This window comes from Desnuesiella massiliensis (assembly GCF_001403615.1).
Taxonomy (GTDB): domain Bacteria; phylum Bacillota; class Clostridia; order Clostridiales; family Clostridiaceae; genus Desnuesiella; species Desnuesiella massiliensis.
Window position 1 is genome coordinate 104,289 of the sequence record NZ_LN879453.1, and the last position, 24,953, is coordinate 129,241.

The following is a 24,953-nucleotide window of genomic DNA, read 5'->3' on the forward strand; positions in this document are numbered from 1 at the left end:
TAATGATAAAAATTGATATTTAATTAAATATAATAATTGAAAATTAGACATAATATGTGTATACTAAATTAGTCTGGGTATATTTTCAAAAACAAATTAATTAAATATAAATACACAATATAATTTAGAAGTGAGGGGAGAAATATGAATAGTGAATTTAGAGTTCTTCCGTTAATTCCTTTAAGAGGGATTATCATTTTTCCCTACATGGTTCTGCATTTTGATGTAGGTAGAGAAAAATCTATATTATCATTAGAAGAAGCTATGATAAATGGTCAAGAGATTTTTTTAGCAGCTCAAAAGGATGCAAAAGAAGAAGAGCCAGAACAGGAAGATATTTATGACGTAGGGACTGTTTGCACAATAAAACAATTATTAAAGCTTCCAGGAGATACAGTAAGGGTACTGGTAGAAGGTATAAGTAGAGCAAAAATTACTAGTTATGTTCAACAAGAACCTTTTTATAAAGTTGAAATAGATGTTTTGCAAGAACAAGAGTGTGCCGAAGATAATAAATGTGAAGCTTTAATGAGAACAGTAAAGACTACCTTTGATAACTATATGAAATTATCAGGAAATATGCCTACAGAGGTATTAATTACTCTTGATGATTTAGATAGTCCAGGAAGATTAGCGGATATAGTAAGTTCTTACTTAATGTTAAAGGGCGAAGTAAAGCAGGAGCTCCTAGAAGCTTTTGATGCTTCAAAACGTCTTGAAAAGCTGTTAGTTGTTATGAATAACGAAATAGAAATATTAAAGTTAGAAAAGAAAATCGGTGTAAGGGTAAAAAATAAAATAGATAAGGTTCAGAAAGAATATTATCTAAGAGAACAATTAAAGGCTATTCAAGAAGAGCTAGGAGAGGATGACGAAGACAAAAAGGAAATAAATAAGTATAAAAATAAAATAAGTAAAGCTAAACTACCTAAGGCTGTTAAAGAAAGAGCACTATATGAGGTTGATAGACTTAAAAATAGTGGATCTTACTCTTCAGAAGGTGGAATTATTAGAACTTATTTAGATTGGATACTTGAATTACCTTGGAATACTGAAACTAAGGATAATTTAGATATAAAGAAGGCAAGAGAAATATTAGAAGCTGAACACTATGGTTTAAAAGATGTTAAGGATAGAATAATTGAATATTTAGCTGTAAAGAAAATGAGTAATTCTTTAAAAGGGCCTATATTATGTTTAGTAGGACCTCCAGGAGTAGGAAAGACTTCTATAGCTAAATCAGTGGCTCATGCTACTAACAGAAATTTTGTAAGAATGTCTTTAGGCGGAGTAAGGGACGAAGCTGAAATAAGAGGACATAGAAGAACCTATGTAGGCGCTATTCCAGGAAGAGTAATCTATGGAATGAGGCAGGCAAAATCAAAAAACCCATTATTTTTATTAGATGAGATAGATAAAATGAGCAATGATTTCAGAGGAGATCCAGCAGATGCTTTATTAGAAGTTCTAGATTCTGAACAAAATAGTACTTTTAGAGACCATTATCTGGAGTTAGAGATGAACCTATCTAATGTAATGTTTATAACCACTGCTAACTCATTAGATACAATACCTAGACCATTATTAGATAGAATGGAAGTTATAGAAGTTTCAGGATATAGTTATGATGAAAAGCTAAGTATTTGCAAAAGGCATTTGATACCAAAGCAGTTAAAAGAGCATAGCCTAGAAGAAGGAAAAATCAGCTTCTCTGATAGTGCTATAAGCTATATAATTGAAGGATATACTAGAGAATCTGGTGTAAGAAGTCTTGAACGTCAAGTAGGAACTGTAGTTAGAAAAGCCTTAACTGAAATGCTGGAAAAGGATAAAGATACTATTAATTTAACCATTAATCATGTTAAGAAATATCTAGGAGTGCCTAGATTTACCTATGAAAAAGCAGACAAGGAAGACAAAATAGGTGTAGTGACAGGAATGGCATGGACTGCATATGGTGGAGATATTCTGCCTGTTGAGGTTAGTGTGATGAATGGCAGCGGTAAGTTAGAGCTAACAGGACAATTAGGAGATGTAATGAAGGAATCCGCTAGAGCTGGTTATAGTTATGTTAGGTCTAATGCTGGGAAGTATGGAGTTAATGCAGAATTCTATAAAGATAAAGATTTACACATACATGTACCGGAAGGAGCGGTTCCCAAAGATGGGCCTTCAGCGGGAGTTACTATGATAACCGCCATAGTGTCAGCCTTATCTAATAGAAAAGTAAAGCATAATGTGGCCATGACTGGAGAAATAACTTTAACTGGTAGAGTTTTACCTATAGGTGGATTAAAGGAAAAATGTCTTGCTGCTTATAGGGCGGGCATAGATACTGTAATAATACCTAAAGAGAATGAGAAAGACATGGAAAAGATACCTAAGGCTATTAAGGCAAAATTAAACTTTGTTTCAGCTAGCTCTATAGATGAAGTTATAAATAATGCATTAGTAGGAGATATAAAAAATGATAATTAAGAATTCTGAATTTATTACTTCTGCCACTAGAAAAGAGCAGTATCCACAGGATAATCTAGTAGAAATTGCTTTTGTAGGTAGATCAAATGTAGGTAAATCTTCAATCATAAATGCCATTACTAATAGGAGAAATTTAGCTAGGGTGAGTGGTACTCCTGGCAGGACTAGATTAGTTAATTTTTTCTTAATAAACAAGGAATTCTATCTTGTAGATTTACCTGGATATGGCTATGCTAAAGTATCAAAGAGTGAAAAGCAAAACTGGGGAAATATTATAGAGACTTATTTAAAAGATAGACCTCAGTTAAAGAGAGTTGTTTTACTAGTAGATTGTAGGCATAAGCCTACGGAAGATGATATTCTAATGTATCAATGGATAAAGTATTATGGATACGATGTGGTTGTGGTTGGAACAAAAAGAGATAAGATTTCAAACAATCAATTAAAGGCCAGTGAGAAGGTAATTAAGGAAACTCTCAAATTATCAGATGAAGATTTATTAACATTTTATTCTTCTCTAAATAAAAAAGGTACTGAAGAGTTAAATAGTATAATATTCAAAGGTTACTATATTGAAGATTAAAAAATAACATCACTAATTTTTAGTGATGTTATTTTTTTGTGTCAATTTAGTAAGGATAGAATAATATATACTATGAAACTAAAGAAGAGAAAATATAGAGAGAAGAAAGGGGGAAGTAAAGTGGATATAAACAATTTGTTAAGTGAGTTAACAGGCAAAATGGATAAGAATACGCTCCAAGGTTTGGGTGGGCTTTTTGGCAAAGGAGAAAATAATTTCTTTCTTATAATCATACTTCTTCTATTGTGCTGCTGTAATGGAGGAGGATCCTTCTGTGGTAATAACTTTGGTGGTTCTTTGTGCTGCTGTGATCCTTGCTGTGATCCTTGCTGCTGTGGAAGACGTAGAAGACGTAGAAGAAGATGCTGTGATATATGTTGCTGCGATCCTTGTTGCTGTAACTTTGGAGGATTCCGAGGCGGATGTGGATTCGGAGGCTTCGGTGGAGGCTGTGGTTTTGGTGGAGGATGCGATATAATCTTCATAATTATAATTCTTGTACTACTAGGCGGATTTTTTAGGCCAAGACATTGTGGAACAGCACTTGCTGAAAATTAATTAGAGCTTAAGTAATTAATATAAATCGCTAAAGAAAAAGCTTGAATTTACACTTAAGCTGCAATATTAACTAAAGATAAAATTTAATAAACAAAAAACCATAGCCCAAGAAAGGGGGGTTTCATATGTCAAGAAGACACAGACGCGACAGAGATTTTGATTTTGATTGCGGATGCGGATGCGGATTCGGATTCGGAAGAGGGTTCGGGTTTGGAGGATGTGGAAATGGCTTAAATATATGCACCTTGCTACCATTCTTAATAATTTTAGGCAACACTGGTTTACTAGAAAATAAGAATGCTTTCACATTAATACTTCTATTCTGGGCCTGCTGCGGCGGTTTCTGCGGAAAAACACTCTGCTGCTAGACAAGAGAAGTTGGAGGGCGAATGCCCTCCAAAAATTTATTATTATGGAGGAGGAGAATTAGATGTCTAAACATAGAAGTAGAAGAAGAGAAGAATATCAAGGACCTCAAGGACCTCAAGGACCTCAAGGGCCTCAAGGACAGAATATGTTCAATCAAAACCCACTTATGCAAATGTTAAACAATATAGATATAAGTCAATTAACCTCTCTCCTAGGAGCTTTAAATACAAATGGCTTAAATTTAAATAATTTAAATTTAAACGATTTTAAGTTAAAACCTACAGTGGGAGAGAGTAGAGATTTAGAGGATGGAGATAATACTGTAAAATTGCTTAATGCTATAAGGCCTTTTTTAACTCCCAAGCGTGCTCAGCTCATAGATAAGATGATCGACATGTACATGTCTGGAGAGTTTGAAGATTAATAAAATAAGAGCCAAGAGGCTCTTTTTTTAGTCTAATATTTCATTTATATTTTTTGATACTACCATAGTACATTTACCATCTAGGCATCCGCCTTCTTTTATTATTATATTTTTTACAGTTATATCTCCACTTACTTTTCCTGTAGATTCAATGATCAATGATTCGTCACAGATGACATTTCCTCTAACTCTACCGAATAGAGTAGCATTTCTACAGGTTATATTTCCTTTATATAATGCACTACTGCCTAATATAATATCATCTTGCCAAGTTAAATCCCCCTCCACAGAACCATCAATTTTTATAAGCCCTTCTCCAGATAGATTCCCTACTATATTGCACTGCTCACCAATAAGAGTTTCAATTCTATCCATGCTTTTACTTTCTTTTTCAGAAAACATAACATTACCTCCTAAGTATTAAATTTTTTATTTTACTATGTATAAAAATAAAACTATAGGTTAATAATATAAATGTAACAGGAGAGTAAAATCTCCAAAGCTAAAATACATAAAATTTTAGCTAAAACCCCCCATCCCCCTTAGGGCTGCTATGCAGCCCTTTTGTTTTTTAGAATTAAGCTTTAATTTAATGACATATAATAAATTCTAAAATCATTATTAAAGGAGGTACAGGGTTTTAATAAGACCATTATAGAGTAGTATTTAGGATCAGTATTTGTATTTTTAGGTATAGCTTTAAAGTTTAGAGTCCACTTGAACTCCGTAGCTTGGCCTGCTTTATTACATTTGCTATCCATAAAAATGCCATCTTCAAATATATAAGTGTTTTCTTCTCCTGCTAGTCTTCCTAAAATAGCTAAGTCTTTACCGGTGAGACCATCATAAAAAATATCAGGCTTGTTTGCTTCACTGTAAGGAAAACCTTCAATATACTTTATTAAGCTCAGTACCGCATTTTTACCAGGTATTTCGTAATTATCATAAGAAAAATTTTTTAGCTTATTATTTAAAAGTATATAATAATTAAAGTCCATCTGACCATTTTTATAGTTTGCAGAGATAAATTTAGTACTTTTATTATTTTTATAATCAATAAAGCCTACTATATTATTATTGCTACAGTGAATATCCTCGAATTTACCCTTGTTCCATATAAAGGCATGTTGTATTGGATTACCATTTTGAGAAGCTTGAGTGAATATTTCGGGAATTTTATCTCTAGATATATCTACAAGATTTATTTTCATTGGCCAATAAGGGTAGTAATGACCAATTGTATTCATTTTTTTACTAGGTTCCAAATATAAGCTATCCTCTCTTGTATTTATCTGTACATAATATTTATCTCCTTCAGTTTTTATGTAGAGTATGTCTTCATTTCCATCTCCAGTAAAGTCCATTTTAATGGATTTTGAATCCTTTACTACGTTAAAAGTAGTCATAATCTTTTTTTGCTTGTAAAAAATAACTAAAAATATTAGTAAAAGGGCTATAAGTAACAAATAAATTAAATGCTTTTTCTCAATAAACAGCACTTTAAATTTCATAAAATCACCTCTATTAAATTATATGATGATATTATATATTTATTTATTTTACATAAAATATATTTAAAGATTTTTATATTTATGATTAAAGATATGTAACTTTACAATTAAATATTGTAGGTAGGAGGAGATTAAAGTGAAAAGAAAGATAAGGATAATTGTTTTGATATTTATATATATTTTTACCTTAACTGCCTGTTCTAGTGGTCAAGGAGATAAATCTAAGGGTGGGGCGAAAAAGGAAGAAAAGCAGAAAATAACTATATATACTGATGTAAAGGATAAATATACATTAGATATAATGAAATATGTTACAGAGGAGTATAAAAAGGAAAATACTAAGATAGACATTAATATTAATAATGCTATGTATAAAAATGGATTAAAAGATGAATTAAAAAAAGATAGTAACATAGATATAGTTTTTACCAATAGATCGAATATAATTGATTTGAGCAAAAACGGTTTTTTATCTGATATATCTAATTTTTACTCTAAAAGCAATATAAGCGAAAAATTTTATAATATTATGTCCTCCTATGGTATGGTAGGAGATAAATATTACGGCATAGGATTAATCCCATATACTTTGGAAATATTGTACAATGAAGATGCTTTAAAGAAAATAAATCTGCCAAAACCAACAAATTTAAAAGAGGTACAGCAGTTGCTAATTAAAGTTAATGAAAAGAATATTAAAATACCTATAGCTTTGACCGATGATATTGAACCATTGATAGCAGTTTCTTCTATATATGCTAGCAATGTAATTAGTAATCTTCAGCTAGAGAAACTATATAATTCTAGTATTGAAAAATATAAACAATTTTCTAATATGCAAAATTATTTTACAGAATTAGATAAACTTTATAAAAATAAAGTTATTTTAAAAGATACCTTTGAAAAGGCTGATGAAAATATTGTAAGTAAGGTGGAAGGAAATGAATTACCTATAGCTATAGTTTTTTCGTATTTAAATAAAGATATAATGAATTCTAAATTACAACTATTATCTGACTATAGCTTATCAGATGTAAAAATAAATATACCAGTAATAATCAACGGATTATTTAGCATATGTACTAATTCAAAAAATGCAGAGTCCGCAAATGACTTTTTAGAGTTTGTCTATAGTGATAAGTTTCAGAGCAAATTATCAGAGCAAGGATTCATAACAGGAAATAAAAAAGCTAATGCGGAGCTAAAAGGAAGCAGTAAAATTATATCGGAGCATTTAGCTAAAGCCAATAATGATAATATATTATTCTTTTACAATTTACCTCAGAAGATTAATAGTCTTTTATTAGTAGAAGTAGAAAAGATATTTAAAGGAAATTATGATGGAAAGGAATGGGATAGAGTAGTTGAAAATTATAGTAAGGCATCAGAAAAAAAATAATTATATGCAATAACAAGCGTCCAAATAAAAAAGAAGAGATTAAGTTACTAAAGTAGCTTTATCTCTTTATTTTTAATATAAGCCAAATTATTAATGAATATTTTGAGTTTTGCAGTGGTTACAAACTCCATAAAAATAGGTTTTGCTTGTAACGATTTCATAGTCTGTATGACTTCTCACCATTTCGTTTAAATTAGAAAAAGATATACCTTCAATGTCATCAACTCTTCCACAGCACATACATTGGACGTGAGAATGAAAGTCCATGTTCCCATCATATCTGAAATTACCCTCACCTACATTGATTTCTTTTATAAGGTCTACTTCTACTAAAGTTTTCAGAGCCTTGTACACAGTAGCTAAACTCATAGTAGGATAAGAGGGTTGAAGAGCCTTATATATAGTTTCAGCTGATGGATGCTCTTTAGTGGATTTTAAGTATTTATATACTGCAATTCTTTGAGGTGTTAACTTTAATTTTTTTTCTCTGAAAATGTTTGTGATGTTATCCATAAGCACCATCCTTATTATTTAATCAATAATATTATATAATAAAAATTATTACAAGTCAAAAAATATTTGTAAATTATCTTTTAAATTTATAAAAAGATGTAATCACGATTAATAATTATAACCTAATCTGTCACTATTAACAATAAATTATTTTGTACAAAAACTATAAATATTATATTTTGATTATTGCTAGAATTTAAATAATTCTATATAATAATGATATTAAGAAAAAAACAAGAAAAAGGTCTTGTAATTTTTTAAAAATCTGATAAAATTTAATTAAAGGCTGTTAAGAAATTAACAAACAATCGTCCATGTTCATTTTTATTATTTATTTCTTAAGAACAGTATTACTGTTCTTATATTTTTTTTATTTAATTATGTAATTAAATAGTATATAAACTTGTGAAAATAACATTATAGGTACTCCTATTATAAATTTTGTATGTTTTGTTTTATGTCTAAATAATATCATTCCTAAAAGAATACCTAAGCTTCCGAACATCAGGCTAATAAACATCAATGCGTTTTCTGAAATTCTCCATTGATGCTTTTTTGCCCTTTTTTTATCTTTTCGCATTATAAATAGTCCATATAGATTAACTACTACAATATAACATATAAAAAGATACATAACATTCTCTCCTAACATTAAATATAAATATTGAACACTCCTTATTAAATGATATAATAAAAGTATAATTTTTAAAAGGAGGAAATATATATGTTTGGATTAAAAGGAGCAATTGATATAGAAGAATATATGAAAACTTTAGATAAGCATCATGAAGAGGCGTATCTAAATACTATTCTTAGTGGAGAGGCTAAGGACAAACTTAAGGATTTAAAGGAAGAAATTATAGTATTGGCTTTTACAGAAGGATTTTGTCCAGATTGTACTGTATCAATTCCTTTCGTTAAAAGATTGAAAGAGGAAAATGATAAGATATCAGTAAGCATTTTGCCTCGAACAGGTAATGAAGCTTTTTTAGAAGAAAATTTAGGCGAGGCTAGAATACCAACTATTATGGTATTTTCAAAGGATTTAACTCCTAAAGGTGTTTATTTAGAGTTTCCTGAAAAACTAAAAAATAATATAGCAATAGTAACTATGGATGAAAAGAAAGAATTAATTAAAGAATATAGAGGGGGAAAATACAATAATTTTATCGAAGAAGAGTTATTAAACTTAATATTGAAATAGCTAAGGTGGCTCAGTCCACCTTTTATAAGGGGAAAGGGAGGAAAAAAAATCAAATTATGGGCAAAAAAGATATTAGTTCACTTAAGAAATCTTTAAAAATTAACAGCAAAAATATTAGCTTTAATAAATTATATACTTTTTATTTTAAAGAGCATTCAAAAGATATCATAAATAGTGAAGAAAAAGTATTTGACCTATTAGAGGAAGATGTACAAGAATTATATATTGAAAATTGTAAAAAAATACTAACGGGAAATATTGGAGAAAAATTATTTGAATTAGATTTCGTAATTAGCGAAAGTGAAATTGAAGATTTTAGAAGCCAATTATTATATGTAACTAATGAACAACCAGAGAATAAAATCAATGTTTTAGAATCTATAGCTAAAGATATATGTATAAACAATCAGTATGACAGCGATGTAATAATAAATTTTATTGATTTTAAATATTGGAATAAAAATATTGATAATAAAACTTTTTTGTTATGTAGTGTTAATAAAATATCTCCAAATAAAAAAGCAGTTAAATATGATTATGATAGTAACACTTTTAGCGCTTCCTCTAGTTTAGAGCTAGTAGTTGAATTAAAATATCCACTGCAGGGTTTTTTATTTCCTTATATTGATGAAAATGATTTGATTGATTATAAATTATTATATAATAATGGTAAATCAAAAACCTTGGATGGTTCATTTATAAATGAAACCCTAAATTGTATATTTAAAGATAGCAATATACAGCAAAAGGAACAGTTTAATAACATTATTAAATTTATGAATAAAGAAGGTATTGATCTAGATAAATTACAAAGCTTTTTTGAGGATATTTTAGAGAGAGAGGAGATAGAAGAGGAGCAATTTATAGGACTTAAAGATATAAAGCAGTATGCCAGTGCTCAATCAGGTATACATCTGGAGGATGTAGAAAAGATTTTTACTATGGTTGTTGGTAGTAAGCAATATGAATTTAATTCGGAAAGCATTATTCCAAATTTTAAAGGTAAATCTATAAAGATTGAGAATAATAATATTTCTTTAAATTTAAATCCACAAAACCTTAAAGATGTTAAGCAATATATGAATCAAAAAGGAGAGTTATTTTTAGTAGTGAAGTTAAGGGAAAAGGTTTATTATGAGGATATTGAAATAGCAATAAAGAACTTTAAAGATATTTGTGAAGAATAAAAAAATCAGAGTTATGACTCTGATTTTTTATTTTAAAATATTTGATAGTCTTTTATTTATATAAGCTATAATTAGAGTAAGTGCATAGTCGTAAAAAATAAATGCTATTTGTAGTCCTATGGCTAAAAGGTAAAAGGATACTTTAACAGTAGGTATTTCTATAAAAAAAAGCTTGTAAGCTATATAGCTTATAAAAACAGTAACATTAAAAAAAGCTAGTTTTAGAAATATTTCTAGAATGGGCTTTCTTAATGCTTCACAATAATACTTAATAAATCCATAGGAACCAAAAAATAAGGTATATACTAGAGCAGAACCCTTTAAACCTAGAAGGAGACTTAAAATGCTAGAGGCAGCATATACTATAACTGCACTTTTTACACCAAGCATTAAAAGTGATAAAGGGATAATGCAAGAGGCCAAGGTTAAGAACGCTAGCTTATTAGTAGGCATAATACTGCCAAGATATAAAAATATTAAGGATAAAGCAGTTAAAAGCCCACCTTTTGCTATATTATAGCTTTTATTCAATTCTTCATCACCTCAACTATATTTTAGCAGCAACTGATAAGGTCTCCACCAAAGCATTCACAGAAAGTGTCTAAGCACCAAAGTTTTAAACAAATATCACACATATCATTATCTCTGCCTTGTCTTCCATAATAGGATTGCCTATAGCTGTTATTTCTTTGGTTTATCATATTAAGAGTGTTTCTATATTCAGAGTTTGTGGGATCTAAATTACAGGCATTTACTAAATAATTATAAGCGCTATCATGCCATCCCTTTTGCATATGTACAACTCCCATTAAAAAATTCCACTCAGCGTTTCTAATTTTTATAGAGTTTAGTTTTTGTTCTGCAGCATGAAGGTTTCTATTTTGTATATCCATTCTTATAGAAGCATAGCTGTAATCATTATTACTAGTATTATTGCTATAATTTTCATTTGAGCTATAACTATTACTGTTATCTGAAATCTTCATTAAATAATCGTAAGCTTCGTTTAGCTCTCTTAACTTATCTTCTGCAAGATTTTTTAATGGATTATCTCCATATTGATCGGGGTGGTATTTTTTTACTAATTCTCTATATGCTCTTTTTATATCTTCTTTTGACGCTCCTTCTTTGAGACCTAATATTTCGTATGGATTTCTCATAACTATCACTCCTTAAAAATTTTCTTTAGAATTATTATCATTCAACATTACTTTTTGAGTTTTTTCCATAAGACCTAGTGCAAGTATATTTTCTATTAATTCTTCATTTTTTTTCAAAGGTAATTTTTTAAGCTGTTCATAACAAGAGGCTGCAGCAGAGGTTAATAGAAATTCTATTCTGGCTTTAATTTCTATACTAAATTCATTATAGACTTTTTTTTCTTTATTAAATATAGAGTTTAAAGCATTAAATTTATTTTTTTCCATATCTTCCTTTAAATCATCATAAGCGTCAATTATGTATATCCATTTGCCAAGATTATAACCAAGCCAGTATAAGTTTTCATAATCCATAGGTTTAAACGTTTCATTGATTATATAAGACTTTAATATACTTCCAGTTAAATGAGCAAAAGGGTGGGAAACCTCATCAATACTTATACCTTCACAATTTTTTTCTTTTTCACTCAATTCATTTATTTGTTCTTTGATTATATCGTCTAAGAAGGCTAAATTATTCTTTTGATTATACTTATTTAAAAAAGTTGAAAGTATGGAACTTTTTAATGACTTATCATCATGGACATCATCTAGTAATTTATAGTAGGCTAATAATATATTCGTACTTGCTGCAAAGTCTAAGGGTTTATTATTATATATTATAACCCTTTTTTTTAGTGGATGAACAAAACATCTTTCTGTTTTAAAGCATATTTTATCTTCATTTAAGGAATCTAAAACAATTGCTAGAAAGGTCATGTCATAATTTAAAAAAGCTCTTGGGAAATTACCATATTGTGTTTTTATGGACTTACACAATCCGCAGTAATAAGCTTTGAACTTTTCGTAATCTTTAATTTTTAGCTCCATTTTACATGGCATAACATATCCAAACATTAATTATAAATATCTCCTTTAAAAGCATTTAACATTGAAAATTATATCATAAATGAAGAATACTATAAATGTTTAGCAAAACTTTTTATCTTTTATTTTTATAGATTTGCTCATTAAAAGTATACCAGATATGGCTACAAAAATTGCAATGAATCCAGGTAGAGCATTAAATAAAGAATAATGAAAAGAATTGCCACCTATTCTATCAAGAAATTTAATTGCATAGGTTTTAGAAAAGGTGGTCATAAGAGTAAAAAGGATTCCATTATAAATATAATATCTTAAATTAGTATCAGGAGTTAAAAAAGTGTTATATATTGAGATACTTTACTTCTACAGGGTTTGATGATAGACTATAGATAACGATGTCTAAAAAATATACAATAACATTATTAATGTAGCACCTTGTCTAGAAGTTAAATTAAAGTCTTAAAATTTACTTTGGGAGGTAATATTATGAGCAAATATAGAGTAGGCGATGAACTAATAATAATAGAGAGGCCAGGTATGGACGAAAAAAGGCTAAGTGATATGACTAAATTATCCTTAGAAGGAGACTTTGCAGAAATTTCTTGGGGTCTTAAAATCTTAAATGTAGAATATGACAAGCCTAACGTAACTCTTACATATAAAAATGCCTATGGTCAAATTAATAAAGTATTTGCAGTTTGTGTAGATATAGATAATTTTAATCAGCAGAAGGTTCTTGAGAAGGCTCTGTTAAAGGCTTTTCAAAATGAGATTATAAACATTACTGTTTATAAAAACAATTCCAAGCAAATGTGCAATTTAAATTTAAAATAGTAAAATGCAGCTATAAAGCTGCTTTTTTCATGTATATTTTTAAAATGTGCAATAATTTTACCTTTATGTTTAAAATTTTGTTCATTATTTATTAACATGTTTATATTTAAATTATAATGAATCTGTAAACGAAATCAATAATATTTTAACCGAAACCATTAAGGAGGGTAAAATAATGAATAAAAAAAGACTATTGGCATTAACCTTAGGGGCAATGATGTCTGTTACATTATTTGCTGGTTGTGGTAAAAAAGAAGCAGCTTCAGAGAAAAAAGATCTAAAGTTAACAATTTACTGCGGATTAATGGAAGACCACATGGTTAAGGCTGTAAAAGAATTTGAAAAGGATACAGGGGTTAAAACCGAAGCAGTAAGAATGAGTTCAGGAGAAATATTAGGTAGAATTAGGGCTGAAAAAGAAAATCCTAAAGCTTCAATATGGTTTGGAGGTCCAGCAGATGGATTAGTTCAAGGCGCTGAAGAAGGGTTACTAGAGAAATATGTTTCACCAAATGCTAAAGATCTAGCAGATAAGTACAAAGATAAAGATGGATATTGGAGTGGAATATATGTTGGATACTTAGGCTTTGCGTCTAACCAAAAACTTCTTAAAGAAAAGGGTGTAGAAGCTCCAAAAACTTGGGATGATCTTTTGAAGCCAGAATTTAAAGGACAAGTATCCATGGCTAATCCAGGATCTTCAGGAACAGCTTATACAGCTTTGGCTACAGTAGTACAGCTTATGGGAGAAGAAAAGGGCTTAGACTATATGAAGAAACTTCATAAACAAATAAAAACCTATGAAAAGTCTGGAACTGCTCCTGCTAGATTAGCTGGACAAGGAGAAGTTATGGTAGGAATAAGCTTTCTTCATGATGGAATAAAGTATAGAGAAGAAGGTATGAAGGATTTAATTATGACAGCTCCATCAGAAGGTACAGGCTATGAAATAGGTGCTGTTGGTATAATTAAAGGAGGACCGGATCAAGAGGCCGCTAAGAAGTTTGTTGATTGGTGTTTGACTAAAAAGGCTCAAGAACTTGGACAAACTGTAGGATCTTATCAGTTCTTAACTCATAAAGATGCGCAACCTCCAAAACTAGCTGAAGAATTAAAGAGCACTAAGCTTATAGAATATAATCTTGACTGGGCAGGAAAGAACAGAAGTGCTTTAGTTGAAAAATGGAATAAGGCTATAAAATAATATTTTGAGACCAGTGAAAACTGGTCTCAAAACATATAAAAAGCAACGTGTATAATATTTTTACTTTATGTATAATATTTTGCTCGATAATATTTTAAGAAAGGAGCACATAGTAAATGGCTTTAAGAAAAAGTGCTTTAAAAAATGATTTAAATGACATGAAAAAGATTTGGAGAGATCCAATGCTTTTAATTACTATAGTATTCGTACTCATATCTTTAGCGGTATTTATATTGTATCCACTATTTTCTGTATTAAAGGTAAGCTTTATAAAAGGCTCTAGCTTTACCTTAAATGCCTATTGGGAAACTTTAAAAAACATTGAATTCCAAAAAACCTTAAAAAACACATTGGTGTTAGGTGCGGTGGTAGGCGGACTATCTACTATTATTGGTTTCGTATTTGCTTATGCAGATTCATATATCAGGTCTCATTTTAAAAGATTATTTAAGGTAGTTTCTATATTACCAATAATATCGCCACCTTTCGTTTTAGCGTTATCAGCCATAATGCTTTTTGGACAATACGGATTAATTACAAGAAGATTATTAGGAATAACAGATTATAATATATACGGATTTAAAGGTTTGGTAATTGTTCAAACCATGACCTTTTTTCCAGTAGCATATCTATTATTGACGGGTTTGTTAAAGAGAATAGATCCTTCTCTTGAAGAAGCGGCAAGAAATATGGGGGCATCAAGGTGGAAGACCTTCAAAACCGTTACTTTGCCTTTAATGGCTCCAGGACTAGCTAATGCCTTTTTATTAACTTTTATTGAAACTGTAGCGGATTTCTCAAATCCTATGGTTATAGGAGGTAACTTTTCAACCCTGGCTACTCAAATTTACCTACAAGCTATAGGTAATTATGATATGCAGGGCGGAGCTGCCGTAGCAGTTATATTACTTTCAATATCCATATTACTATTTGTGCTTGAAAAGTATTGGATAGAAAAGAAATCCTATATTACTGTCACAGGAAAAGCATCGAGGGAAAGAGATTTAATCACAGAAAAGCATATAGTATGGCCCATTGACATAGCATGTTTATTAATAACAGTATTTGTCCTTGCTTTCTACGCGCTCATACCTTTAGGCGGATTATTTAAAGTAATGGGAGTAGACTATTCTTTAACTTTAAACCACTTTAAATATGTATTTAGTCTAGGTACAAAAGCTTTAAAGGATACCACTTATTTAGCTGCTATAGCTACACCAATAACAGGTATATATGGCATGATAATAGCATTTTTAATTGTAAGAAAGAAGTTCTTTGGCAAGGGCTTTATAGAATTTACTTCCTTATTAGCAATGGCTGTGCCAGGTACTGTTATAGGTATAGGATATGTAACAGCCTATAACACTAAACCATTAGTATTAACAGGTACAGCGACAATAATTATTCTTTCCTTCGTCATGAGAAGCGTACCAGTAGGAGTAAGATCAGGGGTAGCGTCTTTGCAGCAAATAGATCCTGCAATAGAAGAAGCAGCAGCGGATTTGGGAGCAAATACAACAAAAGTATTTACCTCTGTAACACTGCCATTAATAAAGTCAGCATTCTTCAGCGGCCTGGTTTATACCTTTGTTAGAAGTATGACCGCTGTAAGTGCTGTAATATTCTTAGTTTCTGCTAAGTACAATCTTTTAACAGTTCAAATATTATCTCAAGTGGATAATGGAAGATTTGGGGTGGCATCTGCTTTCTCCACCATACTTATAATTATTGTTTATATAGCTATTTCTATATTATATTTTGGGTTAAGTAAAATGGGTGTAAGTAGAGAAGAAATGTAAAATTCATGGATGGAGGTAATTCATATGCAAAGAAGTAAAGGTGTTAATATTAAAAATTTAGTGAAGATATATACAGGAACAACTAATGGAGAGTTTAAAGCTGTTGATAATATATCTGTAGATATAAAAGCTGGAGAATTTGTAACCTTATTAGGCCCTTCAGGTTGCGGTAAAACTACTACCTTGAGAATGGTAGCTGGATTTGAAATCCCGAGCTCTGGAGAAATTTATTTAGGAGGGGACATGATAAATAACTTACCTCCTGACAAAAGAGATACAGCTATGGTTTTCCAAAGCTACGCTTTGTTCCCACATTATAATATATATGATAACATAGCTTATGGCTTAAAACTAAAAAAAATGGATAAGTCAGTAATAAAAGAGAAAGTTAATAATATAATAGATTTAGTAGGTTTAAGAGGAATGGAAAATAGATATCCAAATCAACTATCAGGAGGGCAACAGCAAAGAGTTGCTTTAGCTCGTGCTCTTGTAATGGAGCCTGGTGTGCTGCTATTTGATGAGCCTTTATCAAATTTAGATGCGAAGTTAAGAGTATATATGAGAACTGAGATTAGAAAAATCCAAAAGAAGGTTGGAATTACTGCTATTTATGTAACTCACGATCAATCAGAGGCCATGAGCTTATCTGATAGAATTATAATAATGAACAAAGGTATAATTGAGCAAGTTGGTACCCCTAAGGAAGTTTATTACACACCACAATCAGAATTTGTTGCAGACTTTATAGGTACAGCTAATTTCTTAGAAGCTACAATAAAAGAAGTTAAAGGTGGAAAAGCTATTTTAGATTTAGGGGGAACAATAATTGACATAAAATACAATGGAGACAAAGGCGCTGGAGATAGATGTAAATTAGTATTGAGACCTGAAGCCATACAAATTGCAAAGGAAGGAATGCTTTCATCGAAGGTAAGCCTATCTACCTTTATGGGATCCTATCAGGATTATGTAGTAGAGGTTATGGGCCAAGAAATTAAAATTCAAGACAATAATCCACAAGGTAGAGAAACCTTTAAAGAGGGAGAAGAAGTAAAAATAAGCTTTTCGGCGCTTAATGTGCATATAATTTAGGTCAAATAATTATCTATAAAGGAGGAAATTGTATGGCCATTTATGAAGTGGTTATAAGACTCCTTCTTGCTATAATCATAGCAGGGGCTATAGGTTATGAAAGAGAGTTTAAAAATAGACCAGCAGGGTTTAGAACTCATATACTCGTATGTGTTGGAGCGGCAGTGATATCTATGATTCAGGTTTACTCTATTCAAGATGCCACCAATTTGATACTAAAGAATCCTAGCCTAGAAGGAGCCTTGAAATCTGATATAGGAAGAATGGGAGCTCAGGTTGTAAGCGGTATAGGATTTTTAGGGGCCGGAACTATAATACATGAAAAGGGATCCATAAGAGGATTAACCACTGCTGCCAGCCTTTGGGTAGTTGGTTGTTTGGGGCTAGCTATTGGTATGGGATATTACCTTCTCAGTATTTTTTCAGGCATAACCGTGGTTATGGTACTTGTATCCTTGAAAAAGCTAGAAACAAGATTCTTTGAAAAGAGTAATCTAGTAAAGATAGAAGTCCAATATTATGATAGAAAAGCAGTAATAGATAAACTAGAAAACTACTTTAATACTAAGCGTATAAAGGTGAAAAATATAGAATTTGCATTAGAGGATGAGGAGGAAAATCCTAAAAATATGTCCAGCCTATATACCATATTAGTACCTAAATATATAAGCAGTTCAGATATCTTACATGACTTAATGCAAAACGAGGAAGTAATCAAAGTTAGCGTTATATAATTATTAATTTAAATATGCCTTAATAAAGAGAGTCCTGGGATTACCAAGGACTTTCTTTTGATATATATGCTATAATAAAATTGCGTTAAAATTAAATCCTTAAGGGGGCATCTATGGCAAAAGAAAGAAAACCTATACATTTTAAAGAGAAGCTTTTTAGATCCTTTATAATCGTAGGAATAATTCCTTTATTGTTTATGGCTATAATATCATATTATAATATTTCAGTATTTACAGAAGATAAAATAAACAAATCCATTACAGAAAATTTAAATATAATAAGTAGATTGGCAGATTCTACTTTATCTACTTTTATAAATATGACAAACTACATTTCAGAGCAAGAGGAGATACAAGCAATATTAAGCAAGACTAATTATGACAATTATGAGGATAGATTTAAAGATACTCAAAGGATCTATAAAATCGCTAATAGTGTATTAGCTACCCAGACTTTAGATGTACCGATACATATTATTGATAAAAATAGAAAAACTAGGTTTAGCACCACTGACTATCTAGTACCTATTTATGAGGATTCAAGAGGGAATTTTTTTGATATAATTGATGGATCAGAGGGGAAACAATTATCTTTTATACATAGAAGAGTAGATGGTAAGTATAGTAAGGATATAGTTATGGCTGTTGGAAGGCAAATAAGAAGCAGAAATGAAGGTGGCTCACTAGGATATGTTATTTCTGATGTATATGATGACTATTTCAATGACATTTTAAAAAACACAAGAACTTATGAAAAAAACAATGTGTACATATTGGATAAGAACGGAACTATTATAACTGATAAGTTACATAAAAATAGAACTGGTTTTAAATTTGATGAAGGTTACTTAGATCAAATTATAAAAAATGAAAAAGGTGTTTTTGAATGTAATCTTGATAATATACATTATAGAGCTTATTATACAACTTCAGACCATATGGCACTGAAGGTGGTAGAATTAGTTCCTATATCTGTTATCTATAAGGAGAGAGCTATAATAATCGCTATCTTTATAATTTTAATGATTGTATTTTCTATAATGGCTGTAATAGCTTCCTTAACTCTTTCAAGAAATATTTCTAAACCCATCAATGAATTATCTAATATAATGAAAAAGGTGGAGGAGGGCGAAAGAAATATTAATTTTCCTATTATAGGTAATGATGAAATAGCCCAGCTGGGAAAAAGTTTCAATGATATGATAAAAGAAATCAACAGGTTAATTGAAGAGGTTTACATAAAACAATTTCTTCTTCAGCAGGCTGAGTTTACCGCTTTAAAGGCTCAAGTAAATCCACACTTTCTATACAATACTTTACAATCTATTAATTGGATGGCGAAATTAAATGATTTTGAAGGAGTATCCACCATGGTTACTGCCTTGGGAAAGTTTTTACGATATAGCATAAGTAGCCATGAAGATCTGGTAACTATAGGTCAAGAAATAGAACAGATACAGAATTATTTAATCATTCAAAAGACAAGATATGGGGACAAATTTGAAGTATTTATAGATGTAGAGGAAAATATAAAGAATTATAAGGTATTAAAATTAATGCTTCAGCCTATAGTAGAGAACTCTATAATTCATGGCATAGAGCAAAAAATAGGTAAGGGTGAGATTAAAATTAATGTATATGCAAGAGATAGGAAGTTGTATTTTGATATTTTAGATAATGGCATTGGATTTGGAAATAGTACTGCAAAAGGAGAAGGTATAGGTATAAATGACGTAGATAGGCGAGTGAAAATTCAATATGGAGATGCTTTTGGAGTGAGTGTAGAGAAAAAAGGAGAGTTTACTTGCGTAAGCATTAAAATTCCTTATAATGATAACCTTCATTACGAAAAAAAAGGTGATATAAATGATTAAAGTATTAGTAGTAGATGATGAATACCTTGCTAGAGAAGGTATGAAAAGGACTATAAATTGGACGAGCCTTGGCTGTGAATTAAGCGGAGAGGCAGAAGACGCTTTTAAAGCCATAGAACTAAGTAAAGTAATTAAACCTGATATAATAATCACAGATATAAAGATGCCTGGCATGGATGGGATTAAAATGGCAGAAAAAATTAAAGAATATTTGCCAGATTGCAAATTTATAATAATCACTGGTTATGATGAATTCCAGTATGCTAAAGCCGCAATTAAAATTAATGCTCTAGACTTTATATTAAAGCCCATTGATGAAAACGAGTTTTTGGAGGCTGTATCAAAGGCCTCTTTAGAGGCACTTAAAATACGAGAAGAAAAGAATTTCACTAGAGAAAAAATATTACTAGATATTATGAGAGGTAAGATCACCAATATAGATATAATTGAAGAGATACTCTATGCAAGCAAAGTTAAGCTAAGAAAAATTATTGTAGTAAATATAGAAAATGACAATTATCATAATATTTTAGAAGAGGGAAGAGAAGATTTAATTTATACTCAAAATCGGTTGATTAAAAATATTATTTATGAAAACATTAACGAAGATTGCTATGTTATAGAGTGTCATCAAGACAGACTTGCCATAATAATAGATACGGAGCATATAAAAGATAAAGAAGAAATAGTTACTTTACTATCCTTTATACAAAAGGAAATAAAGGAAAAATGTAAGATAAGTGTCAGCATGGGTTTATCTACAATTGGTTTAATACAAAATATGAATAGACTATATTCTGAAAGTAAAGAGGCCCTTTATGATAAACTATACAAGGGAAGAGGTAGTATAAATTTTTATAAATATGAAGCTCACGATATAATAGAGAGTAAAACCTTAAATTTGTTAATAGAAAAATACAAAAGAGAAATTATTTTATCTATAAATGCAAAAGATAAGAGGAATGTAGAAAAGCAGATAAAGCAAGTGTATTATGAGATTTTCAAGAAATTAAAAGTAAAGTCCAAGCTAATTAAGGAATTCAGCATTGAAGTAATACTTTCTGCTTTAAAGTTATTAAAAGAATATAATATAGTTATTGCAAAGGTTGCAAGTGGAGAATTTGATGCTTATAAGCAGATCTCAAAGCTTAATACTTTAGATGAAATTTACGAACTTGTAAATAGCATAATCATATCTTGTTTAGATGAATTAAAGGAATTCAGTATAGAAACCCAAGATAGTGGGATAGAAAAGGCCTTGGAATATATAAAACAACACTATCACGAAGATATATCTTTAAATGATGTAGCAAAGACGGCATATTTAAGTGAAAGCTATTTAAGCAGAAAGATTAAAAAGATATTAGGAATTGGATTTTCTGAATATATTACTAAGCTGAGAATGGAAAAAGCAAAGGAATATTTTAGAGATCCTAATATAAAGGTTACAGAAGTAGCATCTAAACTAGGGTATCCAGATTACAGATATTTTTCTCATATCTTTAAAAAATATACTGGATATACCCCTAGCGAATTCTCTAAAGTAAAATAATGACGATTTTTGAAATTTTAGATATTTAAAAATTTAAAATAAAAAGTCCTTTTAAAAGGACTTTTTTTATATCTTTAAAATACTATTTATTTTGTTGTTGCTAAGCAGAGTCTTAAATAGAGGAACTCCTATAATTGAAACTACTCCAAACTCGCCTAGAGCAACATATAATATTGAAGCCCAGAAAGGAGCTATGTTTAGCAAATATAATTCAGCGGCAACAAATATGCCGTTCATTATACAAGGCCATAAAGATGCCAAGAATAAGTTTTTAGACTTGTTAATCATATAAACACTCAATAAAGTAGCAAAGCTGCCTACAAAGACATCTATCATACCTAGTGGACTAAATATATTAGCCATTATGCATCCTAGTACTAAGGCTGGTATATAAAGAGGATCTATAAAGGCTAATAATACCATTACTTCTGAAAGTCTAAATTGTATGAATCCATAGCTTATAGGCGCTAAGTTAATAGTTAAAAGTGCATATAAAGCTGCCACTATAGCTATTTTAACTAATTTATTGGTAGTTATGCTTTTTAAATATACTTTAAAAACAAAAATAAGCATAGCAATAGTTAAAATAAGCAGAGCAATAAAATAAAGTTTTTTTTCCATTGAAATTACCTCCAATTCAATAAATGATTTTCAAGAAATAGCTTTTTAATACTCCTTCCTTAAATAGAGTTTTAATGTCAAAAAGCCTTTCTTGTGGAAGCCCAAAACAATGTTTTAATTTTATTACTTCCCATATACCTTGGTTACCCGCAAATTTTTTTAGCATTCTCTTATAAAACTTAATTGCTATAAAACAGATAATATTTTGTGAAAAACTATTGTTAATAGTAGTACACTTAACCAAGCTCATATCAAACCCTCCCTTTTTTTATAGTGGGTACAAGGAGAAAACACTTTTTGACACTCAGATCATTATATCATATAAATTATTTTTTTACATCAAATTTGAGGATTTTATAAGGATTTTTTCTTGACATTTAGATTGTATGTGGAATATAGTGGTAATATACGTAGATTTTTTCTATAGCAAAAGGTTAAATGCTGGTTTGAGGTTATTTATACATTTTATATATCATCTTAGATATCACTCAGCAAAATAATTAAAAATAATTAGAAAATTCTAAATTTTAATACTTGGCTTTAAATTTCTAAAAAATTAGAATATAATAAAAATAATAATTGGTATAAAAACAGGAGGCGAGTAATATGAATCAATGCCCGTTTTGGTCTACAACTAAAGAGAAGGTAGAATGCTTTAAGGATTGTGTTTTTTATATGGAAGAGGAGAGGACTCAGGAAGGTTGTCCTTTTAAGTTATATGAAAATAAACATTCTTTTAGGATTAAAGAGTTATTAGAATATGACTTAGATCCTGATTTTAATGAATCTTACGATAATATTTTATGGTAAAACTAGTCTTTTTATAAAGACTAGTTTTAAATTTAATGAATTAGTGTTTAAATATTATTAAATTTGTCAATACATAGTATTATTACTATGTTGAGAGGTGGATACATATGGCAATTGAAAAAACTTTAGTATTAATTAAACCTGATGGAGTTAAAAGAAAATTAGTAGGCGAAATAATAAGTATCTATGAAAAAAAGAATTTAAACATATCTTCCCTAAAAATCGTAAAGGCAGATAGAGCATTAGCTGAAAATCATTATATTGAACATAAAGGAAGAAGCTATTTTGAAGATTTGGTAGTATTCATAACTGAAGATAATCTATGTGCTATGATAATAGAGGGGGAAAATGCCATTGAATTAGTAAGAAAAATAAATGGTAATAAAAATCCTCTAGAAGCAGATATGGGCAGTATAAGAGGAAGATTTAGCGGTGAGACTACAAAAAATCTGGTGCATGCTTCAGATAGCATAGATAGCGCTAAACGTGAAATGGCTATTTGGTTTCCAGAATTTAAAGAATAAAAAAAGTTGCATTGCAACTTTTTTTATTCCTCATATATATCAGAGTACTTATGAAGTAAGCTCTGTTTTAAATTCCATAAATCTGAAGATAAATCTAAATAGTAGCTATGTGGGTTTTCAAATCTTAATACTTCTGGCCAAAGTTTTGCAGATTCTTTTTCTGCCAAGCTTTTAATCTCCATAACGCTAGGGCTCTCATAAATAGGCTTACCATTTTCAAATATCTTAACCATTAAATCCTTAACATAATAATTTTTAATCTTCTTCTTTTTCCAGGTGTGTATAGGATCAAAAATTTCTAAAGGCTTTGTAACATCTATGGTTTCATGATTTAAAGTAATCAAGTCGGCTATAGCCATATGGCTATCCTTATCGAAGATTCTATATATTTTCTTAAAACCTGGATTAGTTATTTTTTCTTCATTTTCACTAATTTTTATTTTGGGGATTATACCAGAAGGTTCCTCAATGGCACAGAGTTTATATACACCACCAAAAACTGGTTCTGATTTTGCGGTAATTAAGCGCTCGCCTACACCAAAACCATCCACTTTTGCTCCTTGATTTAATACATCCATGATTATGTGTTCGTCTAGGGAGTTTGAAATTATTATTTTTACATCTTGGTATCCAGCTTCATCTAGCATTTCTCTGCAACGCTTTGTTAAATAGGTAATATCACCACTATCTATTCTTATAGCTTTTGGTCTATAGCCTTTAGGGATAACTACTTCATCAAAAGCTTTGATAGCATTAGGGATACCGGATTTTATAACATTGTAGGTATCTACAAGTAATGTGCAGTTATCAGGATAACATTCAGCCCAAGCTTTAAAAGAATCATACTCGTTTGGGAAAAGTTGAACCCAGCTGTGAGCCATAGTGCCTGCTGACGGTATTCCAAACATCTCTTCAGCAATAGTACAAGCTGTTGAGCTACAACCGCCTATAACAGCAGCCCTTGCTCCATAAATGGCACCGTCATAACCTTGAGCTCTTCTTGAACCAAACTCCATAACGGGTCTATTTCCAGCTGCTCTGCAAATCCTATTTGCTTTTGTAGCTATTAAGGTTTGATGATTTATTGTAAGTAAAATCATAGTTTCAATAAATTGAGCTTGAATGATAGGACCTCGTACTGTAACTAAAGGTTCATTTGGAAATACAGGATTTCCTTCAGGAATAGCCCAAACATCGCAAGAAAATTTAAAATTCTTTAAGTAATTTAAAAATTCTTCTGAAAAAATCTCTTTGCTCCTTAGATACGATATATCCTCATCTGTAAATTTAAGGCTGCCCAAATATTCAATAAGCTGTTCTACTCCAGCCATTATGCAATATCCTCCGCCATCAGGCACCCTTCTAAAGAACATATCAAAATAGGCTATTTTATCAGATACTTCACTGTTTATATAACCATTTCCCATAGTTAATTCATAGAAATCTACAAGCATTGTAAGATTTCTTTCATTCATAACATTAAATCTTGTTGAGTTTTTCATAGTTACTCTCCTCTACAGTGTATATGATGAAATCATATCTATTTTAATACCTTAAAAAAAATTTTACAATAGTTAAAATATATTTTAAAATTGGATATAATTAATGATAAAAGATTTTTAATATTAAATCTAGCATTAAATTTTCAAATTA

Annotated in this window: 27 protein-coding genes; 17 read left to right on the forward strand and 10 right to left on the reverse strand. The window is 30.1% G+C overall.

Going from position 1 to position 24,953, the window contains the following annotated elements; translation table 11 throughout:
• The first annotated feature begins 144 nt into the window (after window positions 1-144).
• The 5 genes from lon (at window position 145) to BN2665_RS03100 (ending at window position 4,412) form a co-directional block, all read left to right on the forward strand.
• Window positions 145-2,478 (forward strand): endopeptidase La, encoded by a 2,334-nt coding sequence (gene lon / locus BN2665_RS03080; RefSeq protein WP_055665650.1) that lies wholly within the window; start codon window positions 145-147, stop codon window positions 2,476-2,478.
• Window positions 2,468-3,061, forward strand: a complete 594-nt coding sequence (yihA, locus tag BN2665_RS03085) for a ribosome biogenesis GTP-binding protein YihA/YsxC (protein ID WP_055665651.1) — start codon at window positions 2,468-2,470, stop codon at window positions 3,059-3,061. The genes lon and yihA overlap by 11 nt, the downstream gene beginning before the upstream one ends.
• A gap of 120 nt (window positions 3,062-3,181) precedes the next feature.
• Window positions 3,182-3,619 carry a hypothetical protein gene (locus BN2665_RS03090; protein WP_195892650.1) on the forward strand — a complete coding sequence of 146 codons (438 nt, stop codon included), beginning with the start codon at window positions 3,182-3,184 and terminating at the stop codon, window positions 3,617-3,619.
• Window positions 3,620-3,744: 125 nt separating this feature from the next.
• Window positions 3,745-3,987, forward strand: coding sequence for a hypothetical protein (locus BN2665_RS03095; RefSeq protein ID WP_055665653.1), 243 nt, complete (start codon window positions 3,745-3,747; stop codon window positions 3,985-3,987).
• Between the two features lie 62 nt (window positions 3,988-4,049).
• Window positions 4,050-4,412, forward strand: a complete 363-nt coding sequence (locus BN2665_RS03100) for a hypothetical protein (RefSeq protein ID WP_055665654.1) — start codon at window positions 4,050-4,052, stop codon at window positions 4,410-4,412.
• A gap of 27 nt (window positions 4,413-4,439) precedes the next feature.
• Here BN2665_RS03100 and BN2665_RS03105 read toward each other — a convergent pair whose 3' ends face one another.
• Together BN2665_RS03105 and BN2665_RS03110 are read right to left on the reverse strand one after the other, a co-directional pair.
• Window positions 4,440-4,814, reverse strand: a complete 375-nt coding sequence (locus tag BN2665_RS03105) for a bactofilin family protein (RefSeq protein ID WP_055665655.1) — start codon at window positions 4,812-4,814, stop codon at window positions 4,440-4,442.
• 182 nt (window positions 4,815-4,996) lie between these two features.
• Window positions 4,997-5,923, reverse strand: a complete 927-nt coding sequence (locus BN2665_RS03110) for a hypothetical protein (RefSeq protein WP_055665656.1) — start codon at window positions 5,921-5,923, stop codon at window positions 4,997-4,999.
• Between the two features lie 136 nt (window positions 5,924-6,059).
• On the opposite strand from BN2665_RS03110, the gene BN2665_RS03115 reads away from it, so the two are divergent.
• Window positions 6,060-7,322: an ABC transporter substrate-binding protein gene (locus BN2665_RS03115; RefSeq protein WP_055665657.1), complete on the forward strand. Its 1,263-nt coding sequence runs from the start codon at window positions 6,060-6,062 to the stop codon at window positions 7,320-7,322.
• A 90-nt stretch (window positions 7,323-7,412) separates the two neighbouring features.
• On the opposite strand, the gene perR is transcribed toward BN2665_RS03115, so the two are convergent.
• Window positions 7,413-7,835, reverse strand: a complete 423-nt coding sequence (gene perR, locus BN2665_RS03120) for a transcriptional regulator PerR (RefSeq protein WP_055665658.1) — start codon at window positions 7,833-7,835, stop codon at window positions 7,413-7,415.
• Between the two features lie 370 nt (window positions 7,836-8,205).
• On the reverse strand, window positions 8,206-8,469 hold the full coding sequence (locus BN2665_RS03125; RefSeq protein WP_055665659.1) for a DUF1294 domain-containing protein: 264 nt from the start codon (window positions 8,467-8,469) through the stop codon (window positions 8,206-8,208).
• A gap of 90 nt (window positions 8,470-8,559) precedes the next feature.
• On the opposite strand from BN2665_RS03125, the gene BN2665_RS03130 reads away from it, so the two are divergent.
• The gene (locus BN2665_RS03130; RefSeq protein WP_055665660.1) at window positions 8,560-9,039 is read left to right on the forward strand and encodes a thioredoxin family protein; all 480 of its coding nucleotides are present in this window, start codon (window positions 8,560-8,562) and stop codon (window positions 9,037-9,039) included.
• 56 nt (window positions 9,040-9,095) lie between these two features.
• Window positions 9,096-10,226, forward strand: a complete 1,131-nt coding sequence (locus BN2665_RS03135) for a DUF4317 family protein (protein ID WP_055665661.1) — start codon at window positions 9,096-9,098, stop codon at window positions 10,224-10,226.
• A 27-nt stretch (window positions 10,227-10,253) separates the two neighbouring features.
• Here the strand turns inward: BN2665_RS03135 and BN2665_RS03140 are convergent, their stop codons facing one another.
• Genes BN2665_RS03140 through BN2665_RS03150 form a run of 3 tightly spaced genes read right to left on the reverse strand, consistent with a single transcriptional unit; the run spans window position 10,254 to window position 12,283 of the window.
• Window positions 10,254-10,757, reverse strand: a complete 504-nt coding sequence (locus BN2665_RS03140; RefSeq protein ID WP_055665662.1) for a hypothetical protein — start codon at window positions 10,755-10,757, stop codon at window positions 10,254-10,256.
• Window positions 10,758-10,780: 23 nt separating this feature from the next.
• Entirely contained in the window at window positions 10,781-11,386 is a 606-nt protein-coding gene (locus BN2665_RS03145; protein WP_055665663.1) for a J domain-containing protein, read from the reverse strand.
• 12 nt (window positions 11,387-11,398) lie between these two features.
• A complete protein-coding gene (locus BN2665_RS03150) occupies window positions 11,399-12,283 on the reverse strand; it encodes a DUF5685 family protein (RefSeq protein ID WP_055665664.1) in 885 nt (294 codons plus the stop codon).
• A gap of 456 nt (window positions 12,284-12,739) precedes the next feature.
• Here BN2665_RS03150 and BN2665_RS03155 point away from each other — a divergent pair, with 456 nt between their 5' ends.
• From BN2665_RS03155 to BN2665_RS03185, 7 genes are all read left to right on the forward strand, one after another.
• Window positions 12,740-13,087, forward strand: a complete 348-nt coding sequence (locus tag BN2665_RS03155; protein ID WP_055665665.1) for a hypothetical protein — start codon at window positions 12,740-12,742, stop codon at window positions 13,085-13,087.
• 175 nt (window positions 13,088-13,262) lie between these two features.
• Entirely contained in the window at window positions 13,263-14,291 is a 1,029-nt protein-coding gene (locus tag BN2665_RS03160; protein ID WP_055665666.1) for an ABC transporter substrate-binding protein, read from the forward strand.
• A gap of 116 nt (window positions 14,292-14,407) precedes the next feature.
• On the forward strand, window positions 14,408-16,090 hold the full coding sequence (locus BN2665_RS03165) for an ABC transporter permease (RefSeq protein ID WP_055665667.1): 1,683 nt from the start codon (window positions 14,408-14,410) through the stop codon (window positions 16,088-16,090).
• Window positions 16,091-16,114: 24 nt separating this feature from the next.
• The gene (locus BN2665_RS03170) at window positions 16,115-17,185 is read left to right on the forward strand and encodes an ABC transporter ATP-binding protein (RefSeq protein WP_055665668.1); all 1,071 of its coding nucleotides are present in this window, start codon (window positions 16,115-16,117) and stop codon (window positions 17,183-17,185) included.
• A gap of 32 nt (window positions 17,186-17,217) precedes the next feature.
• Complete coding sequence (locus tag BN2665_RS03175) at window positions 17,218-17,919, forward strand: MgtC/SapB family protein (protein ID WP_055665669.1); 702 nt, start codon at window positions 17,218-17,220, stop codon at window positions 17,917-17,919.
• Between the two features lie 113 nt (window positions 17,920-18,032).
• The gene (locus tag BN2665_RS03180) at window positions 18,033-19,793 is read left to right on the forward strand and encodes a sensor histidine kinase (RefSeq protein ID WP_055665670.1); all 1,761 of its coding nucleotides are present in this window, start codon (window positions 18,033-18,035) and stop codon (window positions 19,791-19,793) included.
• Window positions 19,786-21,345, forward strand: a complete 1,560-nt coding sequence (locus tag BN2665_RS03185) for a response regulator transcription factor (RefSeq protein WP_055665671.1) — start codon at window positions 19,786-19,788, stop codon at window positions 21,343-21,345. Before BN2665_RS03180 ends, BN2665_RS03185 begins: the two co-directional genes overlap by 8 nt.
• Before the next feature lie 66 nt (window positions 21,346-21,411).
• On the opposite strand, the gene BN2665_RS03190 is transcribed toward BN2665_RS03185, so the two are convergent.
• Window positions 21,412-21,918 carry a QueT transporter family protein gene (locus BN2665_RS03190; protein ID WP_055665784.1) on the reverse strand — a complete coding sequence of 169 codons (507 nt, stop codon included), beginning with the start codon at window positions 21,916-21,918 and terminating at the stop codon, window positions 21,412-21,414.
• 64 nt (window positions 21,919-21,982) lie between these two features.
• Window positions 21,983-22,216 carry a hypothetical protein gene (locus BN2665_RS03195; RefSeq protein ID WP_055665672.1) on the reverse strand — a complete coding sequence of 78 codons (234 nt, stop codon included), beginning with the start codon at window positions 22,214-22,216 and terminating at the stop codon, window positions 21,983-21,985.
• Between the two features lie 356 nt (window positions 22,217-22,572).
• On the opposite strand from BN2665_RS03195, the gene BN2665_RS03200 reads away from it, so the two are divergent.
• Window positions 22,573-22,776 carry a hypothetical protein gene (locus tag BN2665_RS03200; RefSeq protein WP_055665673.1) on the forward strand — a complete coding sequence of 68 codons (204 nt, stop codon included), beginning with the start codon at window positions 22,573-22,575 and terminating at the stop codon, window positions 22,774-22,776.
• Between the two features lie 113 nt (window positions 22,777-22,889).
• Window positions 22,890-23,300, forward strand: a complete 411-nt coding sequence (gene ndk / locus BN2665_RS03205; protein ID WP_055665785.1) for a nucleoside-diphosphate kinase — start codon at window positions 22,890-22,892, stop codon at window positions 23,298-23,300.
• A 23-nt stretch (window positions 23,301-23,323) separates the two neighbouring features.
• On the opposite strand, the gene BN2665_RS03210 is transcribed toward ndk, so the two are convergent.
• Window positions 23,324-24,802 (reverse strand): nicotinate phosphoribosyltransferase, encoded by a 1,479-nt coding sequence (locus BN2665_RS03210; RefSeq protein WP_055665674.1) that lies wholly within the window; start codon window positions 24,800-24,802, stop codon window positions 23,324-23,326.
• Window positions 24,803-24,953 lie beyond the last annotated feature (151 nt).